The organism is Bythopirellula polymerisocia (assembly GCF_007860015.1).
Lineage (GTDB): Bacteria > Planctomycetota > Planctomycetia > Pirellulales > Lacipirellulaceae > Bythopirellula > Bythopirellula polymerisocia.
In genome coordinates this window covers 1115420-1134090 of the sequence record NZ_SJPS01000001.1, presented here as the reverse complement: position 1 = coordinate 1134090, position 18671 = coordinate 1115420, and the positions used below count along the sequence as shown (strand labels likewise).

Below are 18671 nucleotides of genomic sequence, written 5' to 3'. Positions count from 1 at the left end.
CGTAAAGCTGTTTGTCAGTCGTCCTAACGGATGATAAGGGAATTGGAAAAAACCGATGAGCACGGATCTCGCTCGTCCCCGACTTGCCACGGAGCGGCACTAATAGACTGGGAGAACCTCTGCCTTGTGGGCAGAGGTTCCCAGTCATTACTGCACATAGAAACTTGTGGGCCAGCACTCGCGGGTCCCAATGGTAAGGAAAGGTGGTGCCATGAGTACGTTGAGCTATGCAGACCCGTCCGTTGCGTCTGAAGATCGAAAAAGTTTTGGAGCTGTCGGTGGCGGCGGGGGAGAGTCCACGGGCGGCAGGTCGCCTCGCATGGCCGCCATCGCTGCGGTAACAAACTATCAACCACTTTCACCCCCGCTTGATTTTACCAACACGCCGGCTCACGTACTCTTTGGCCAAAACGTCTTTAGCAAGTCGGTGATGAAAGATCGACTGCCGAAGCCGATCTATAAGTCCTTGATCAAAACCATCGAAGCTGGCGAGAAGCTCGACCCTGCGATTGCCGATGTTGTTGCCTCGGCGATGAAGGATTGGGCGATCGAAAAAGGTGCCACGCACTACGCTCATGTGTTCTATCCACTTACCGGAGCAACGGCTGAAAAGCACGATAGCTTTCTCTCGCCGGATGGTAATGGCGGCGCGGTAACCGAGTTCTCGGGCAAGCAACTTATTCAGGGAGAACCCGATGGGTCGAGTTTCCCCACGGGAGGTATTCGGCAAACCTTCGAGGCTCGTGGTTACACGATTTGGGATGTAACCAGTCCTGCATACATTTTGGAGAATCCCAACGGAACGACGCTCTGCATTCCCACGGCTTTCGTTTCTTGGACGGGTGAAGCGCTTGACAAGAAAACGCCCGTATTGCGTTCCATGCAAGCGCTGAATGCGCAGGCCCAGCGAATTCTGAAGCTTTTTGGTCACGCTGACGATTCATTTGTCGCTTCGACTGCCGGACCGGAGCAGGAATACTTCCTGGTAGATCGTCATTTCTATTTTGCTCGACCTGATTTGTTCACGGCGGGGCGTTCGCTTTTTGGAGCGACTCCCCCCAAGGGACAGGAATTTGACGATCACTACTTTGGGGCGATTCCTGAGCGCGTGCTGGCCTTCATGCTTGATTCGGAGCGTGAGCTCTTGAAGTTAGGCATTCCAATCAAGACGCGGCACAACGAAGTGGCCCCGGGCCAGTTTGAAATTGCACCCATGTTCGAGTCGGCTAACCTCGCAACGGATCATCAGCAATTGTTGATGACCACCTTAAAGCGGGTCGCCGAGAAATACGGCATGGCTTGTTTGACTCACGAAAAGCCTTTCGCCGGGGTAAATGGTTCCGGCAAACATGTGAACTGGTCGCTCGGTAGTTCTTCACAAGGAAACCTTTTGGATCCTGGCGAGACTCCCCATGAAAACGCCCAGTTCCTGGTATTCTGCGCGGCCGTCATTCGGGCCGTCTATCTGAATCAAGGTTTGCTTCGGGCTTCGGTGGCAACCGCAGGAAACGACCATCGCTTGGGTGCGAATGAAGCCCCGCCAGCGATTATTTCGATTTTCCTTGGCGATCAGCTCACCGATGTCTTCGAGCAGATCAAAGGGGGCGGGGCAAATTCCTCGATCGCCAAAGGAACCTTGAGCGTTGGAGTCGACGTGCTGCCTCCGCTGCCCAAGGATGCCGGTGATCGCAACCGCACCAGTCCCTTCGCTTTCACGGGCAACCGCTTCGAGTTCCGCGCGGTAGGCTCCAACCAGTCGATCGCGGGTCCTTTGGTCGTGATGAACACAATCATTGCCGAGTCCCTCGATTATTGTGCTACCAAGCTCGAAAAAGCGATCGGCGATGATCCCAGTAAGTTGCACGGTGCATTGCAATCGCTGCTCACCGAATTGATCACCGAGTGCGAGCCGATCATCTTCAATGGCGACGGCTACTCTGACGCCTGGCACGCCGAAGCGGAGAAGCGAGGTCTGCTGAATCTGAAAACGACTGTCGACGCTCTTCCCGAACTCGAAGGCCCTGGGGTTAAAGAGATCTTTACCAAGTACGGCGTTCTCAGTGAGCGTGAACTTGAAAGCCGTCTTGAAACCTATCTCGAGCAGTATTGTTTGACGATCTCCGTCGAGGCCAAGCTCACAGTTGAAATGGCCAAGACGCTGATCTTCCCAGCAGCTGTAAGGTACCAAAGCCAACTTGCGTCGACCTGTGCAAATCTGGCAGCGGTGGGTATTGAGTTTGATACCGATACGCTGGAGAAAATCACTGAACTGGTCAAAGGTTTGCAAGATAGTGTTGCCGTCTTGGAGAAAAGCCTGACGGACCCCGACGAGCAAAGCACTTTGGACCATGCCAAGTATTTTGCTGGTGATGTGCTTCCAGCCATGGCCACGGTGCGAAAATATGCCGATTTGCTGGAAGGCTGGGTAGCCGACGACCTCTGGCCGCTGCCGACCTACCAGGAGATGCTGTTCATCAAGTAGCCTAAGATCCCGACCTTTGAGGCGGTTCATTACGAACGGTGCTGCGCAGTGTCCCCATCCATTCGTCGACTTGCTGAAGGCATCACGTTTTTTTTGTTGACGTGCCTGTTTGCGACCATTGGCTATGTGATTGTCGGCTGGAACGTGATGGATGCCATTTACATGGTAACCATCACGATCTTCGGCGTGGGTTATGGTGAAGTCCATCCCATCGAGACACCGCAATTGCGGTTAATGACCATTTTGCTCATCGTGTTCGGCTACGGTTCGGCAATATATACGGGCGGAGGATTGGTACAAATGTTAATGGAAGGTGAAATTAATCGCGCACTCAACAATCGTCGCATGACCAAAGGTATCGAAGAATTACGCGATCACGCCATTGTCTGTGGATTTGGCAGGGCTGGCAGCATCCTGGTGAAGAATTTGCAGGCTGCAGGAAAGCCGTTTGTAGTGATCGATCAAGATGATGAGAAGCTCACTGCTGCGGAACAAATGCATTGTCTCGTGTTGCAAGGGAACGCTACCGAAGATGATGTTTTACTGAGTGCTGGGGTGCAGCACGCCTCTGTGCTGGCCACCGTACTGCCGGACGATGCCGCCAATGTGTTTATCACCCTCACCGCGAGGGTCCTCAATCCCGAAGTCGAAATCATCGCTCGTGCAGAACACCCAGCCACAGAGAAAAAGCTGCTCCGCAGTGGTGCCACCCATGTGGTATCTCCTGCTGTGATTGGGGGGAGGCGGATGGCTCAACTCATAACCCATCCCAGCCGGGAAGAATTGTTGGCCGATCCTGAGAAAAACGAGCAACTGCAACACGAATTATCGCAGATCGGTTTGCAAATCCATGAAGTAGCGGTGAGCAATCTGCTGGCTGGCCATCCCGTCGGGGATATCACTTCGACCGTGGACCACAAGTTCCTCATTGTGGCAGTCCAACGCCAGGAGGGAGAAGTTGAGGTCGATCCAGCGCTCGACTGCATGCTGGAAGCAGGTGATGCACTGGTTGTTCTTGCTCGTGGAGAGCAGCCTCCTCAGCTCACCGTAAAACCCAAATCCTCATCAGAGATTCTTTATCGCGGAGCCAAGATTGCGGTTTCGCTATAGTCAAGAAGCGGAGTTCGCTATGGTTTATTGAAGCTTCGCTCAATGGTATCGTTGGGGTCGGTCGACACGCCATGATCTCGCCAGAGCCAGCGCATCATTTCGGGGAGCATCGCCCCACCTTGAGCCGAACCGTGTAGGCCGATGCCCCACGAGTAATTGATGTCGTAACCCTTTTCCGTCATCGCTTCAACTAGCCGCACATTTTGTAGGAACCAGTCCCAGGTGGGATCGTAATCGACTGTCCCATGACGTGTTCCGCGGTTGTCATTGCGGCCATCTTGAAAGAATACGCGGATAGGTTTCTTGTCGCTCTCGCGGACCTTCTCTGGATAAACGTGCCCGCCCCGGATATTGGTAAAACTCCCGACGATGCTGAGCACCTTGCTGAATTCGTCGGGTCTTTCCCAAGCGACCGTGAACGCGGCGATGGCTCCGGAGCTCACGCCGCCAATACCGTGCCGTTCGGCCTCGGGAGCGATGTTGTACGACTTCGCAAGCTCAGGCATGAGTTCATCGATGATCACACGGGCATAACGGTCATCGAGCGAGTTGTATTCCTCAGGGCGGTTGGTAGTTTTATCTCCCCACTCTTTCGGATTTGGCTCGGGTTGTTCAGTGGTCCGACCCGGATTGATAAACACGGCAATCATGACCGGAATCTCTCGGCGATGGATCAGGTTATCAAGCACGTGACGAGCGCGAAGCTGACCCTCATCATTGATAAATGCCTGCCCATCCTGGAATACCATAAGGCTCGCCGGCACATCGTCCTTATATTGAGCAGGCACGTAGACCCAATAGGTATGCTGAGTGCCAGGAAAGGCTTTGCTCGGAATCGCATGCGGACCGTTGATTTCCCCCTGCGGCACACCTTCTTGAGGCAGAGAATCGGGGCCAAGCTTGTAGTGATCATCCAGTCCCTGGCCCATCGCACACGTGACAAGCGAAACGAGTATCCCGATCGCACTTAGTGTCTGAATCAATATGGAGCGTCCTTAAGTTAGCAGCAATCGATCGCCGTGATAAGAAAGGGAGTCATTTTAGGGTCTAGGTCAGGAAGTTGAAAGCCAATACGATGGTTGTCTGAAACGGTGATTTTGTCTATTGGCTGATGACTTGCAGAGGGGCTACTATCCATGTCACTGCGAATTTTTATTTGGTCCCTGCTGTTTATAGCAGTTGAAGCTACTACATTTGCTGAGGAGATCACACGATTGCCACTTGAAAATGGCACGGCTACTTTGGAAGTTCCCGCTGATGGGTTAATACATTTTCTCAGATTCGGTGATCACTCATATGAACCGGATAGTGTTAAGGATGACAACAGTTCCGATATCGCCGTCACAAAGGGAACTGAAATCGCTATCGCACCATTTCAGGAGTTGCGAGCGATACCCTGGCAACTGCCTGCGCCGTATCGCGGCAAGATCGTGAATCTTTCTACCGACATGAGTCGTGATGCCTTTGGGGATCAAATCCTGGTTGTCGAGGAATCCCTCCTTCGAGAAACTCCGAAGGTGGAAGTCGAAGAAACAGGTGACTTCTTTGCGTGCTTGCCGCCAGATGTAAACGACCTCTCGCTCAGCGAAACTGAAATTGCCACTCAGCAAGCCAGCCTCAGCGATCCGATTATTCCTGACGGACTCGCTCAAGAATTGACTTGGGACCAACTTGCCTCCGCCGGTTTGCCGCTCGACTTTCAGAAGGTACTGCTCGCCTCGCCGCACGATGCAAGTCCTGCCTTCGCCTATCAGAATGGCCAATGGTTGACCACCTGGACGAGGCGAGATCTTGACGAGGGTGGCAAGGAAGATCACTGGTTTGCCCCAGTGATAAAACAGGGCGATCGATTGATTCGTCCCGCGCCGCTGTCTGCAGCTACTAGTTTCTCGAAGTCTGCCTCTGGTCGCCTGCTGCCAGAGTGGAATCTGGCATGGTCACACGAAGGGGCGACCGTTCGTCAGGCGATGTTTTCCTACAATCTAGCGAGCGGCACAAAACCGATTCTCTTTGTGCAATTTCAAATTGAGAATGCACCTCCTGAAACTCGTCTTGCCCTAGGAGTAGGACGCCGACCGAATGCCCACTTCTGGGACAACAAGAATCGCGAACGCACGCCCATCCCCTTTTTTTCCTTGGAACCCAGCTATCGCCAGCAAGGACGGCAGCTAATTGATGCATGGGATCGAGTCGTGCTCGAATCGCGACAAGATTTCACGCTTGAAAAGTGCGGACCACTGGAGATGTTGCTGGTCTTCACTCCTGACAAGCAGGGTCGCGTTGAACTAGCGACTCCCCAAGTCGGGATGCCATTTGATGTAAACTCCACTCCCCTTTCTGATTACGCGAGCGCTGAAGCCGAGTTTCAGCGCCAGTGGGAACAAATCCTTGCTCAAGGTGCGCAAGTTAAGCTCCCTTCAAGTCAATGGCAAGATCGCGTCGATGCTTGGCAAGCTCAGATCGAATCGATCACACGCGTGAACTACCAGGGACGTGACCGACTCAGTTACGGTGCCTATTTCTATCAATACTACTTTGGCATCGAAGAGGCTTGGCCGGTCGTGGCTCTTGCCCAATGGGGCCGTGGCAGGGAAGCCCAACGCCAAGCCGAAATCATGTTACAGCCACAGAATCTCGATAAATCAAATGTCCACCACCAGTCTCGCAATGGAGCCGCACCTTGGGCTGCCGCGGTCGTGGCTCGACTGACCAATGACCCCGAGTGGCTCACCCGGGTCGCGCCGGCAATGATCGAGTGCGCGGAGTGGACCAGCAGAGTTCGACGTGAAGATCAGGAAGAGCGATCTCCGCTGACTTGCGGATTGCTACCACCGCACATCTACGGGGGCGACATCCGTGACCCAGCGACAAGTCTCTATGCCACAGCCATCTGCTGGAAAGGCATCGTCGAGACGGCGGACGTATTAGCGCATCTTGGCGGCGATTCCTATCGCGAAGTTGCGAACAAGCTGCGTCAAGAAGCAAAAGATCTCCGCAACAGAATCGACGAGGTCATGGGCGAGGTAGCTCTAGAAGACGCTAAGGATGTGTTCCTCCCCTTGGCACTCGAATTGCCTTCCCTGAACGGAAAGCATGAAGGCCCCTATGAGGCTCTCACCGACACACGACTAGGAAACTATTGGAATCTCTTTGCCCCATCGTTGCTTCAGTTGCAGATGTGCGGTGCTGATCCCATGGCGTCTCCCGATCGTGACGTGTTTGAGTACATGCAGCACCACGGTGGACTCTGGGCAAGCCTGCCTCGATTTTACAACGGCCTGGACGTGGCCTACGCAGGGGGGATCATCGGCTATCTTCTCAATGCCTCGGCTCTCGACCCGAGTTATCGGCCGCAGGCGTTGGCTGCTCTGGAGGCGTATTTCCTCCACGCCGCCAGTCGCAACGGCTATACCATCCCAGAAGTGGCGGGGCTGTTCCCCGATCGTCTCGACCGAGCCGCTTATGAACGACTCGTCCGCGAGTCCCCGTGGAGTTTTGGCATGTACGATGCCCAACGATATCTCGAGGGGCACATCTCCTTCACGGAACCCCTGGGTGCCGGCGCGGGCCAGGCATTGTGGCTGATTCGAGATGCTCTGGTGACTGAAACTCGCACCGACGGCGGCCTCCCCGATGGCGGGCTCGTCATTCTGCCAACCGTTCCCAGTGCCTGGTTCGAGCAAGGGAAACACATCGAGCTAAACAACCTCCCTACTGCTTACGGTATGCTGTCAGCGCGAATTGAGTCGCAGATCGAGGCGAAAGGAGAAATCACAATGGCTTACTCCTTCAAAAAGTGTGCGAACGGCCGAGACTATGCGACCAAGCAGTTCCGCGTCCGCTTCGCCCCTCCCGGGAAGAAAATCGTCGAACTGGAGTTCGATCCACAAACTACAGGAGTACTTCGGGCGAACTTCTAGCGACGATGTCTTCCCGACCCTCTTGACTACTCGTCAAGCTGGAACACTTGCTCCACCCTCTTGCCAAAGGTGCGGGCGATTCGCAAAGCCAAAGTCAGCGAGGGTGTGTAGGCCCCCCCTTCCAAGGCCACAATAGTCTGCCTAGTCACGCCCACCTGATCTGCCAGATCTTGCTGAGTCATTGCTGACTCGGTACGCAACTCGCGCACGGAGTTCGTTAGTTGAGGTTCCGACTTACGAGGCATGCTGCTGCCTTCGATACGCTGTGACGGCAACCAAACCCTTAACCGCAAAGCATATCGCGAATTGGATCCAGATCAGCCAGTTCAGTAGGCTGATCGAAACAGCATCTCTGTCGTTATAACTATTCCATAACACGAGGATTACTAAGGTCATCATGAGTGTCATCCAAGCACCATGTAAGCCAAGCATAGTCGCTCGCTGTGCAATGTCACGGTCACGCTCATCGACAATGACTGTTTGTCCGCGTCGTCGCAAGAAAATGACACTAAACCCAAGAATCCCCAAGAGCCCAAATGCTCCGGTAGCACCGTTGCCCAACCAAGGATAGAGACACGCTACCACAACAAGCGCCGCCAACGAGACCGTCAACTCGGTCCACGCCACCTTTTCCATAGCATTCATAACAACCTCCGACCAAGCGAGAATAGGATTGAAAGTTCGCCAATGAATGTATGATAGACTTGACACAGTGAATGTCAAGTCTATTTTACATTTATTTTGGGGTGCGGCGCTCTTCAATGAAAGTTTTGTCTGGTTCGGGACTGCTTCACAGCCATTGACGATTGCCAAGGCTTCTCAGAACAAAGAGAATGGGCGTTTAACAATGCATCGATTTCGTCCCTCGTCCTCGAGGCTGAATTGTTCCTGCGGGCTAGATCCCGTTCTCTCTGGCGGAGAAATGACATTGCAAGATCATGATTATTCGCGCCGGTTTTGAAGCCGCTTTTGAGTTTGCCAAGCCGACCGCTGTCGTGTTGATGGGGTACGTCCATCCGTCGCGAACCTCCACTATTCGCAGGCTCGAATCTTTGAGAGTCATGCCAAAGGCAGATATATGCGAGTATTTCGATCTGCATGGGAACCTGTGCGGTAGAACGGTTGTAACTGCCGGCTATGTGTCCTTTCGCACCGATGCCTTGATTGAGGATGACGGGCAACCCGACTTCCAAGTTCCCCAGGCTTTGCAGCATAGCGTGCAAGAGTTACCAAACGACGTGCTTCTGTTTCTGCTTGCCAGCCGATATTGTGAGGTCGATAGCGAGCTCCGCGATACTGCATGGTCACTGTTCGGACATTTGCCGGCCGGTTGGTCACTCGTGCAAGCGGTGTGCGACTACGTACACAATCACATTCGATTCGATTACCTGCAAGCTCGTGCGAATCGTACTGCGTTGGAAGCGTATCGCGAGCAGGTTGGAGTATGCCGCGACTACATGCACTTAGCGATCACGTTTTGCCGCTGTCTAAACATTCCTGCGCGTTACTGTACAGGCTATTTGGGAGACTTGGGCGTGCCTTCACAGCCTAGTCCGATGGATTTCAGTGCCTGGTTCGAGGTGTATCTTGGAGGGCAGTGGCATGCCTTCGATGCTCGCAACAATACGCCGCGTATTGGGCGGATATTAATGGCCCGAGGGCGTGACGCCGCAGACGTGGCGCTTACGACCACTTTCGGCGAGAATCAGATTCGTTCTTTTCAGGTTTGGTCCTACGAGGTCCCTGCTGCAACATTGCCACAGATTATTGTCGAAACCCCTGAAGCGGAAAACAGATAAGCGGGATCGCCAGGGAGGCAATGCCAATGGCCCAGCGGACGCGGCCCAGGGGGACTTTGTCGTTGGCCGTAGGCGGGTGTTGAATGCCCATGAAGATTACGAGAACCAGCATTGGGGTCCACATCACGGCGTGATTGAGATTGGTGACCACGTAGAAAATCGCCAGTGAGACGAACCACTTGGCCAGGGTGTGTGCTTTTTCAAGAAAAAGTGCATAGATCGTGTGACCGCCGTCGAGTTGGCTGATTGGCATCATGTTCAACCCGGTAATCAGCATGCCGACCCAGCCGGCCATGAAGTAAGGATTAAGCTGCGAAAGTGCTACCCACTCGCGGCCTGCCCACTGGGGATGTGCTCGCTCAAGCATCCACTGTGCTATCCAGGGGAGGTAGAGTTGAAACTCGCCGTGCTGGGGAATCCGCGTGAGATCCAAGTCGGTGATTCCCCACCATAAGACGGGGATCGCTACCACCAATCCCGCCAGTGGACCGGCGATGCCGATATCGAAAATCTGCCGTCGATCGGCGCGCATCCCATCCATGCCAATCACGGCTCCCATCGTGCCAATAGCGTTGAAGGGGATGGGAATACAGAGGGGATAGCTTGCCGGGATGCGATTCTTGACCGTTTGCAGAAAATGCCCCATCTCGTGGGTGAGCAGGATCGCCAACACGGAGACCATATATTGAACCCCCGTCACCCAGTTGGTCTGGATGATCCGGGCCATGGCGGCATAAGTGCCGATATAGCGTGGTTCAAGTGGTTCCCAATGAGTAACGCCGACCCAAAAGGTCGAAGCGCAAGTCGCTAAGAACAACAAGAGCGGCAACAGCGTGCGGCGTTGGGGACGAAAATGCAGGTCCGAGACCGTTAGCTCTGGCAGATGGGCGACCGCCGGATCATGAAACGGATCTTCAGCCGGCGCCATCCCAGTCTTAGCCGGATCGCCACGCGGTCCAGTGCTCTGAGTTACCGTCTGGGGAGACTCGGGCGACTGGGCTGGTGCAGGCTGCTGGGACGGGGGGGATTCGGGGGCCTCACTCTTCATCGGGGAATCTTACACCCTTGGCAGTACTGAGGCAAAGCCCTTTTGAATTGCAACGTACAGAGAAATCAGTAGATTTCGAGACTTTTGACGGAACTTGTGCCGCAGGTGCGTGCCCCAGCCAAGCAACGATCCGCCGTTTGCAACAGGCGCGATGGCTCAAAATTCTTCGACGGCATGAAAACACTGGCAACTCCCCCGCTGACGCGAATTCGAGTCTCTTCCCTACGGTCTTTGTGCCGCTGGAAGGTCGCCTCGATAGATTGGATCGCACCTCTCGCCATGTGAACGGCCTCCTGGCGATCGCATTCTCCCAAAACTAAAACTCGCCGAGTCGGAGAACTCACTTCTACTTCTAGAGGGGAGCAGAATTCCACTCGACAGGCCGTATCCATTAGTCTGCTCAGGAGCGATTCGTTCGATTCACCCTCTTGATTGTCTGTAGAGACTTCCAGCATGACGACGCTCAAAGCCTGCCGTTGCGAGCGACATTTTCCCAGTGCAACCACCAGTCGCTGTTCAAAGGTTCTGTCAAAGGAAAACAGCTCGAACGGCAACTCTCCTGTAGAATGGTTTTCCGATTCTTCCGGCGATTCTACTTCAACCTTGAGCACGAGTGAGGATACCTTCGCAGGAGCGCTACGTAGAAATGCATTTACAGCGATTTTTAATCGGTTGGCTTCCTTGCGCACTTGGGAGTTGACGTCATTCTCACAGAGCGCGAATTCATTCAAAGACTCCTCGTCCTCATCGACAAGCGCCGAAATCTGACCATGGGCAGCGACCAGAATCTCCGTATACTCACGACTTTCGGGCAATTCGAGAGAGAGAACTTCTGCAAGAAGTTCCACCTTGGGCTGCAATTCGGCGACTAGTTTTGTCAATTGCGACTTATCAAGTTCACAGTAGGCTCCCCCTAACTCCAGCAATTCGGGCAAAACACTCAAGCGATGGCGCCCCACCAATTCTCCCAGCAAGCTGGCCAGTTGCAGGACGCGGGTTAGATGATCTGTCGAGGTCTCCCCACTTGCGTGAATCTGCCCCTTGCGAATATTTGTAATGGACCTCCCCAGCTGGGTAGGCATGTTCCAATGATCGAGCAAAGCGGCACTCAAGGCGAGGTGATCGAAACCCAAAGTCTCGGTTTCGATCTGCGTGAGATCAACTTGCTTTTCAATCGCGCGCGACATCAGGTGAGTGTACTTGTCACGAAACTGCCCGATGAGCGCTAAGATGCCAATGTCTTGCAGTAAGCCAGCCAAGAAGGCCTCGTCCCCAGAGCGCTGAAACCAATGCTCACTGATTTCCCGCGCAGATACCGCCCTAATCAAGGTCGTCGACCAATACGACTCGAGTTGCTCTCTCGCAAGATTCGCAAACAGGCTTTCGGGAAGGCTGAAGCCAAGTACTAGCAGCTTGAGTGGTTTGATCCCCAGCATCGTAATCGCTTGGTTCAGATCGCTCACCGGATGACTCAATCCAAAGAGCGAACTATTGACCACGCGCAGGAGGCGTACAGTGAGTGCGGGATCTCGCTCGATACATGCATTGAGGGCTACGGTATCTACTTCTGAACTGGCAGTGAGTTCGAGTACCTCCGCCGCAACGACAGGAAGGCTGTACAACGATTTCGCATGCAGGACGAATCGCTCCATCGTTGCCGTATCCGGCTCACTAGGCGGCAGGCTTGAAATGCATTGGGGCATGTGCATGGTGTCCAACAGGAGACTGCTTGCATAAGAAGTTGGAGCATTCGCGCAGGTAATCTGTGCTCTGACTCGATATCGAAAATATAGGTCAAAAAAGGCCCCCGTGAGGGGGGCGGCGGCATATCCCGCACCATGCGGCAAATCGACAAGATCAGCCAAAAAACGTTGCGCTAGGCCTCCACAAAGATTTCGTTAATAATAAACTCCCCACCAGACTTATCACGCGGCACAGGAAGCCCATGATTCGCGCCATCCTACTATTGCTATGCACATGGCTATCGCTAACGTGTGCTTCCGACTTGGCGGCACAAGAAGCGTTGCCTCCAGAGATAACGCCTGGAGCAATGGATGCGGTGTCCGCGCCGTTGGTTGAAGATGCATCGCTGTTCGATACTCACTTCGTTGATGCCCAGTACGGCTGGGCAGTCGGAGCACATGGTTGCATTTGGCACACCACCGACGGCGGAGCGCATTGGCACCAGCAATCGTCGCATGTCGATGTGCGCTTGAGCGGCGTGTGGTTTCTCGACCGCCAACTCGGCTGGGCCGTAGGAGGGGCCACCCAGCCGTATCTCTGGACAACCCAGGGAATTGTTCTCCGCACGACCGATGGAGGGAAAACTTGGAAAAAGCTGTTGGCGTTTGTCCCTGCGTTGGAACGAGTGAAGTTCTTCGACCCCCAGCACGGCGTGGCTTGGGGGCACGGCTCGGGAGGAGAACCGCTAGGTTTGTTTGCCTCGGATGACGGCGGACGCAACTGGCGTCCCCTGGGTGTCGGAGTACCTTCGGTTTGGTGGGGCGGCGATTTCGTCGACCAGAGACAAGGAATCATCGTGGGACCTGGCGGCCAAATGGCCCGTCTCGTCGCAGGCGATGCGGTGCCGATCACCCTCGATCAGCAAACAACCCGCAATGCCCATGCAGTAAGACTCTCGGCCGATGGGATTGGCTGGATGGTCGGCGAGGCAGGAATGATCGAGCACACCACCGATCGCGGGGCCAATTGGGAAGCAATAAGTATTCTTCCCGAGGAGATTGCAAATCACATCCAGTGGCGCAGCGTAGCGACCATGGGAGAGAACGTCTGGATCGCTGGCTCCCCGGGAAGCGTCGTGTTGCATTCCCCTGATGCGGGGGACTCATGGCAAGGATATGCCACGGGAAGCTGCACGCCGCTCAACCAGCTGACGTTTGCGGATGAATCGCACGGCTGGGCTGTCGGAGATTTCGGTGCCATTTTACACACCTCTGACGGCGGCCAAACCTGGCAGACTCAGCGTGGTGAGGCTGAGCGATCCGCTGTGTTGATGATTTTGGAAAACGAGCGCGAGCTGCCTCTGGCCGCCTTGGCCAAACTCGCCAAGTGTGATGGCTATCGCACGATAGTCCACCTGCTCACTCCCCCCCGGGATGATTTTCGATTCGATCAACTCTCCGCCACTGCGCGCATTGACGAAGCGATCACTTTTCTCGGTGGCAATGCCGTCACGCATGCCTGGCAGTTCCCGAGCAATGAACACGAAGATCTCGACACCCGTCTCGCAGCTGAAATTGTCCGACTGCTTCGCACTTGGCAACCGCTGGTCCTCATCGTTCCCGACGCACATGAAGCAAGCACAGGGCTTGGCAAACGGATTGCCGCAGCGGCAGAAATAGCAGTAACACAAGCCGCCGATGAAAACCACTTCCTTTCACTCAGCGAGCAGTTGGCCCTCACTCCTTGGCAAGTAAGCCGCATTTACGCCCTGCTTCCTCCCGACATGCGCGGCACTCATCGTGTGCAGTCCGAAGAAACCATAGCTGGAACTTCGCTAGCCGACTCCAGCATTGCCGCCAGGAGTTTGCTCTCCCGAGAATTCTCTCCGCCGGAAATCGCCGACGAGTTTCGCCTCTTGGCGAGTCTCGCGGGAGAACCCACGGCACAAATTGACGACCTCGTGGCAGGACTTGGCGCGACTCCCGGCTCCGCCAGCCGTCGAGCACTATCTTCACAGGACATATCGCTTGCTGCACAATCCCAACAACGGCTCATTGAAAAACGCCGTAACCTGCGAAACATCTTCCGTGCCAGCGGAGGCAATCCGGCACTACTGGGCCAGGTGGGACAAATGCTTACCGACATGGATCCCACAGCGGCTGCCGCATTGCTCTACGAACTGGCGACTCACTTTCAGAAGGCAGGGCAACTTGATCTGAAGGCTGCCACGTTGGAACTCATGGCCCGTCGCTATCCGAGCGATCCACTCGTGGATGCAGCGCTAGTCTGGCTCGTACAGTACTATGCCAGTGGAGAAGCTGCCCATGCTTATCATCAAATCACACCGGCAGTCGCGCAAGCTATTGCGGTGGAAGTCCCCAGCGAAGTGTCCCCTCAGACCGACAGCTCCGTCGAGCCGGCCACAGCAACCAGCTATGAGAAAAGCCTCGACTTTCAGCGATTTACGCGCGCGGTGCAAATAACTCAGCACATTGCCCAAACGCGCCCTCTTCTGCATAGCGAGCCTCAGGTTCGGGTTCCCTGGGCGATTGCCGAACGCAAGCGTTCAATCCCCGCGGTTGCGGAAAAATATCTTGAGTCGCTTTCTCTTCGTGCTCCTGGTGAAGCGTGGCAACTCTGCGGCAGCATCGAACGTTGGCTCACCGAGCCAGGGCGCCCGAAGCCGCCCGTACCTTTGGCCGACTGCCGCTTTAGTGCAGAAAAGCCACACCTCGACGGAACGTTTGATGAGCCAATGTGGCAGCAAGAGTTCGTCAAGTTCGAGACTCCGAGTTCTGAATTCCTCTTCACACGCGATGAAGAGTATTTCTACTTCGCTGTACGATGCGAAAAAGACCCTGCTCTCAGTTACTCTACTGACGATCGGCCCCGCACTTACGACACCGACCTTACCTCGCACGATCGGGTCAGCATTCTGCTGGACATGGATCGCGACTACACCACGTATTTTGATCTGACAATCGACCATCGCGGCTGGACGAACGATGCCTGCTGGCAGGACCACTCTTGGAACCCGCAGTGGTTCGTGGCAGCGGGAGGTGATGAAAAGACATGGACGATTGAAGTCGCCATCCCCTGGAGCGAACTCACGGCCACTCCGCCGGAGATTGGAGACACCTGGGCGATTGGGATCGAGCGGTTCGTGCCGGGGAAAAAAACGCAAAGCCTCGCGCGTCCCTTGGTTGGCGAGCCTGACCCGACGAATTATGGATTATTAAGATTCAAGTGATTACTAGCGATGCGTAGCATCGCTGGGCAACTTCTAACAACGCTCGCCACCCGCTATACTCACCCCCATGACTTGGCTCATCGGCATCGACGAAGCGGGATACGGACCGAACCTGGGACCCCTTGTCGTGGCTGCGTCCGCATGGTGGGTGGAGGACGAGTTCCGAGTTTCGAGTTTCGAGTGGCGAGAGCAGAAAACTGGCAACGTTTTAGCCGTCGTGCGTAAGCGGAGTGCGACTGAATTTGACCTCTACTCGCGCCTAGCAGAGATCGTCTCGCCCTCTCATTCTACCACCCATCTCGCCATCGCCGACTCCAAGCAGCTCTACAAACCCGGCTCGGGACTCCGACAACTAGAACGCGGCGTGTTAGTCGCTTTGAACGGCAGTGGAACCGTGTCGGCTAACTGGGTGGCGCTCGTTGGACGGTACACACCGGAGGTTCCGTGGTACGCGGATTACGATTGTCTGCTGCCAATCGATACGAGCGCAGACGAAATCAGCGAACTGTCCACACGCTTCACCTCCGCTTGCGGGTTCGCGGGTGCACGCCTCCACACCCTTCAAACTCGCATGGTCTTCCCCCGCGAGTTCAACGAGCTCATCACCCACTTCGGCACCAAAGGCGCCGCATTGTCACACGTATCGATCGGCTTGGTGCGCGAAGTTGTCGACTCTCTCCCCACCCCCCCGCCCCAAGCTCCCAGATCCCTCTTCATCACTTGCGATAAGCACGGCAGCCGCAATCGCTACCTTGCCCTATTGCAACATTATTTTCCCGACCAGTGGATCGACACACTTGCCGAGAGTGGACCGGTGAGTCACTATGCCTGGGGGCCGAACGAATCGCGGACCGAGATTCGTTTCCGCACCAAAGGAGAAGCTGAACTCCCCGTGGCACTCGCTTCGATGACTGCCAAATACCACCGTGAACTCGCCATGCGGGCATTTAATGATTACTGGTGTCGACAAGTCCCCGGCCTGAAACCGACGGCTGGTTACCCGCTGGATGCCAAGCGATTCAAGGCTGCCATCGCAGATCGACAAAACCAGCTAGACATCAAAGACACCGACCTCTGGCGCGAACGATAGCACTCACTCACACACTCACCTACTCACCACCCATGAACATCTTCATCGCACGACACGCCTGGGCCTATGAATTCGGCGACCCCCGTTGGCCCGATGATTCGCAGCGCGAACTGGAACCCGAGGGGGCCGAACGCTACATGCAGGTCGTGCAGACGCTCGCCGAACGAGGATTCGCACCTGAGCTTGTGGCAACCAGCCCCTATACTCGCTGCGCGCAGACGGCCGAGATTATTGCCGAATACACTTCCCAGAAGCCGGACGTGGTGCCATTGGATGCCTTGGAGCCCGGCAGCAGTTTCGAAGCCCTGCTGAAATGGTCTCGAGACTCCGAATGTGAATCGGTCTGTTGGGTCGGTCACGCCCCCGATGTTGGTTGGCTCACCGCTGCCCTGGTAGGTGACTCGGGCGCCAGCCTGCGGTTTGCCAAGGGCTCCGTCGCTTCCGTCCGTATGGACGAAGGGATTGTCCCCGGTGCGGGAGAACTCATGTGGCTCGCCACCGCCAAAGTATTGGGAGTCTAATCTAAAGCTGAAAGTCTAGAGTCGAGAGCCAATCATCTGGCTCGTTGGCTCTCGACTCTAGGCTCTCAGCTTCTGTACAATTCGGATTCGACGAATTCATTCATCGGCATGGAAGGTACACGATGGCCAAACACGGATCGTATGACTGCATCATCATCGGCGGGGGGCACAATGGATTGGTTACGGCGGCTTATCTCGCTAAAGCAGGCCGCAAGGTGTGTGTCCTAGAGCGCCGCCATGTGCTTGGTGGTTGCGCTTCGACCGAAGAACTCTGGCCCGGTTACAAGGTTTCGACTGCCGCCTATGTGATCAGCCTGTTTCAAACGCAAATCTTGCGTGAATTGCGGCTCAAGGAATACGGGCTTAATATCTTGCCGCGGAGCCCTTCTTCGTTCACGCCGTTACCCGATGGGCGCAGTTTGTTGATGGGACCTGACGCCGCACTCAACCAACGCGAAATCGGCAAGTTCAGCATGCGCGACGCGGCAGCCTATCCGCGTTACGAGGCATTGCTGGAGCGTGTTGCCGCAACTTTGGAACCGGTGCTCGGCGAGGCAGCCCCCGATCCTTTGCCACTGCCCAAGTCCTGGCGCAAGATCGGCATCGGCAAACGCCTCCGCGATGGCAAGAAGGTGCTCGACATGCACAACGCCATCAAGTCGCTTGGTGCCGACCTGCCAGAGGCGGTAGAGTTGCTCACGGGAGCAGCGCGGCCGATCCTCGAACGCTGGTTCGAATCCGATGTATTGCGCGCTACCCTGGCCACAGATGCGATCATTGGGGCGTTTACTTCCATCAGTTCGCCTGGCAGTGCCTACGTCCTATTGCACCATGTGATGGGTGAGGCCGGCGGCGCGCGGGGTGTCTGGGGCTATGTGCAGGGTGGGATGGGAGCCCTGTCCGATGCCATCGCTGCTGCGTGTGTCGATCTTGGAGCCGAAATCCGTCGCGAGGCACCCGTTCATGCCATCCACACAGATAAACATGGTACATGCGGCGTGGGACTCGAAGACGGTTCGCAGCTTTCCGCAAGAGTGGTGGCTTCGAGTGTCGACGCCCATCTCACCTTCGAGCGACTGTTGGCTCCCGACGTGTTGCCCGAGGAATTTCGCGAGGCGGTCGCACGGATCGATTATTCTTCGGCCTCAGCCAAAGTAAACCTCGCACTCAGCGAGCCTCCCCGATTCACCTGCATCCCCGGCGACGGCGTAGGGCCCCATCATCACGGCACGATGCACATCGGCCCGTCGCTCGATTACTTGGAACGCGCCTATGACGATGCCAAGTACGGTCGGCCCAGTGAGCACCCAATTCTCGAATGCACGATGGCCACCAGCGTCGATTCTTCGATTGCCCCGCCGGGAAAGCATATCCTCTCGATGTTCGTGCAGTTTGCTCCCTACAAACTTGTCGATGGGAATTGGGACGATATCAAAGAATCCTTCGGCGACCGTTGCGTCGAGACACTCGCCCAGTACGCCCCCAACATTCCCAGCGCAATTGAACACCGCCAGATTCTCACGCCCCTCGATTTAGAACGCACTTTCGGCATCACCGGCGGCAACATCATGCAGGGCGCCATGCCAATGCACCAGCTCTACTGCTTCCGCCCCGTCGCAGGCTGGGCCGACCACCGCACGCCCGTCCCTGGCCTGTATCTCTGCGGTGCCGCCAGCCATCCCGGAGGAGGCGTCATGGGCGCCTGCGGCCGCAATGCCGCCACCGAAATCCTGCGGGATAAACCGTGGTAGCACTAGAAGTTCAATGT

13 protein-coding genes are annotated in these 18671 nt (G+C 55.5%); 8 read left to right on the top strand and 5 right to left on the bottom strand.

Features of this window, described 5'->3' with window-relative positions:
* Positions 1-211: 211 nt before the first annotated feature.
* Positions 212-2482 (top strand): glutamine synthetase III family protein, encoded by a 2271-nt coding sequence (locus tag Pla144_RS04485; RefSeq protein WP_146448137.1) that lies wholly within the window; start codon positions 212-214, stop codon positions 2480-2482.
* Between the two features lie 48 nt (positions 2483-2530).
* On the top strand, positions 2531-3592 hold the full coding sequence (locus tag Pla144_RS04480) for a potassium channel family protein (protein ID WP_146448135.1): 1062 nt from the start codon (positions 2531-2533) through the stop codon (positions 3590-3592).
* Between the two features lie 17 nt (positions 3593-3609).
* Here the strand turns inward: Pla144_RS04480 and Pla144_RS04475 are convergent, their stop codons facing one another.
* The gene (locus tag Pla144_RS04475; protein WP_231936159.1) at positions 3610-4575 is read right to left on the bottom strand and encodes an alpha/beta hydrolase; all 966 of its coding nucleotides are present in this window, start codon (positions 4573-4575) and stop codon (positions 3610-3612) included.
* A gap of 153 nt (positions 4576-4728) precedes the next feature.
* Here Pla144_RS04475 and Pla144_RS04470 point away from each other — a divergent pair, with 153 nt between their 5' ends.
* The gene (locus Pla144_RS04470) at positions 4729-7512 is read left to right on the top strand and encodes a hypothetical protein (RefSeq protein WP_146448133.1); all 2784 of its coding nucleotides are present in this window, start codon (positions 4729-4731) and stop codon (positions 7510-7512) included.
* A 26-nt stretch (positions 7513-7538) separates the two neighbouring features.
* On the opposite strand, the gene Pla144_RS04465 is transcribed toward Pla144_RS04470, so the two are convergent.
* Both Pla144_RS04465 and Pla144_RS04460 read right to left on the bottom strand, forming a co-directional pair.
* A complete protein-coding gene (locus Pla144_RS04465; RefSeq protein ID WP_146448131.1) occupies positions 7539-7757 on the bottom strand; it encodes a helix-turn-helix transcriptional regulator in 219 nt (72 codons plus the stop codon).
* A complete protein-coding gene (locus tag Pla144_RS04460) occupies positions 7747-8157 on the bottom strand; it encodes a DUF2178 domain-containing protein (protein WP_146448129.1) in 411 nt (136 codons plus the stop codon). Before Pla144_RS04460 ends, Pla144_RS04465 begins: the two co-directional genes overlap by 11 nt.
* A 293-nt stretch (positions 8158-8450) precedes the next feature.
* Between Pla144_RS04460 and Pla144_RS04455 the strand changes: the two genes are divergently transcribed.
* Positions 8451-9311, top strand: a complete 861-nt coding sequence (locus tag Pla144_RS04455) for a transglutaminase-like domain-containing protein (RefSeq protein WP_146448126.1) — start codon at positions 8451-8453, stop codon at positions 9309-9311.
* Here the strand turns inward: Pla144_RS04455 and Pla144_RS04450 are convergent.
* Entirely contained in the window at positions 9277-10359 is a 1083-nt protein-coding gene (locus Pla144_RS04450; RefSeq protein WP_146448124.1) for a site-2 protease family protein, read from the bottom strand. The genes Pla144_RS04455 and Pla144_RS04450 overlap by 35 nt on opposite strands.
* A 65-nt stretch (positions 10360-10424) precedes the next feature.
* Positions 10425-12062, bottom strand: a complete 1638-nt coding sequence (locus Pla144_RS04445) for an HDOD domain-containing protein (protein ID WP_197530376.1) — start codon at positions 12060-12062, stop codon at positions 10425-10427.
* 242 nt (positions 12063-12304) lie between these two features.
* On the opposite strand from Pla144_RS04445, the gene Pla144_RS04440 reads away from it, so the two are divergent.
* The 4 genes from Pla144_RS04440 to Pla144_RS04425 all read left to right on the top strand — a co-directional run bounded on the left by Pla144_RS04440 (position 12305) and on the right by Pla144_RS04425 (position 18654).
* The gene (locus Pla144_RS04440; RefSeq protein WP_146448120.1) at positions 12305-15292 is read left to right on the top strand and encodes a YCF48-related protein; all 2988 of its coding nucleotides are present in this window, start codon (positions 12305-12307) and stop codon (positions 15290-15292) included.
* Positions 15293-15359: 67 nt separating this feature from the next.
* Positions 15360-16382 carry a hypothetical protein gene (locus tag Pla144_RS04435; RefSeq protein WP_146448118.1) on the top strand — a complete coding sequence of 341 codons (1023 nt, stop codon included), beginning with the start codon at positions 15360-15362 and terminating at the stop codon, positions 16380-16382.
* A 32-nt stretch (positions 16383-16414) separates the two neighbouring features.
* Positions 16415-16903, top strand: coding sequence for a SixA phosphatase family protein (locus Pla144_RS04430; protein WP_146448115.1), 489 nt, complete (start codon positions 16415-16417; stop codon positions 16901-16903).
* A 122-nt stretch (positions 16904-17025) separates the two neighbouring features.
* The gene (locus Pla144_RS04425; protein WP_146448113.1) at positions 17026-18654 is read left to right on the top strand and encodes a phytoene desaturase family protein; all 1629 of its coding nucleotides are present in this window, start codon (positions 17026-17028) and stop codon (positions 18652-18654) included.
* Positions 18655-18671 lie beyond the last annotated feature (17 nt).

What these genes read in the sequence shown, in the direction of transcription:
- Pla144_RS04485 (WP_146448137.1), top strand. Translation starts at nt 212, where the DNA reads ATGAGTACGTTGAGCTATGCAGACCCGTCCGTTGCGTCTGAAGATCGA.
- Pla144_RS04470 (WP_146448133.1), top strand. Translation starts at nt 4,729, where the DNA reads ATGTCACTGCGAATTTTTATTTGGTCCCTGCTGTTTATAGCAGTTGAA.
- Pla144_RS04465 (WP_146448131.1), bottom strand. Translation starts at nt 7,757, where the DNA reads ATGCCTCGTAAGTCGGAACCTCAACTAACGAACTCCGTGCGCGAGTTG.
- Pla144_RS04460 (WP_146448129.1), bottom strand. Translation starts at nt 8,157, where the DNA reads ATGAATGCTATGGAAAAGGTGGCGTGGACCGAGTTGACGGTCTCGTTG.
- Pla144_RS04455 (WP_146448126.1), top strand. Translation starts at nt 8,451, where the DNA reads ATGATTATTCGCGCCGGTTTTGAAGCCGCTTTTGAGTTTGCCAAGCCG.
- Pla144_RS04450 (WP_146448124.1), bottom strand. Translation starts at nt 10,359, where the DNA reads ATGAAGAGTGAGGCCCCCGAATCCCCCCCGTCCCAGCAGCCTGCACCA.
- Pla144_RS04445 (WP_197530376.1), bottom strand. Translation starts at nt 12,062, where the DNA reads ATGCCCCAATGCATTTCAAGCCTGCCGCCTAGTGAGCCGGATACGGCA.
- Pla144_RS04440 (WP_146448120.1), top strand. Translation starts at nt 12,305, where the DNA reads ATGATTCGCGCCATCCTACTATTGCTATGCACATGGCTATCGCTAACG.
- Pla144_RS04435 (WP_146448118.1), top strand. Translation starts at nt 15,360, where the DNA reads ATGACTTGGCTCATCGGCATCGACGAAGCGGGATACGGACCGAACCTG.
- Pla144_RS04430 (WP_146448115.1), top strand. Translation starts at nt 16,415, where the DNA reads ATGAACATCTTCATCGCACGACACGCCTGGGCCTATGAATTCGGCGAC.
- Pla144_RS04425 (WP_146448113.1), top strand. Translation starts at nt 17,026, where the DNA reads ATGGCCAAACACGGATCGTATGACTGCATCATCATCGGCGGGGGGCAC.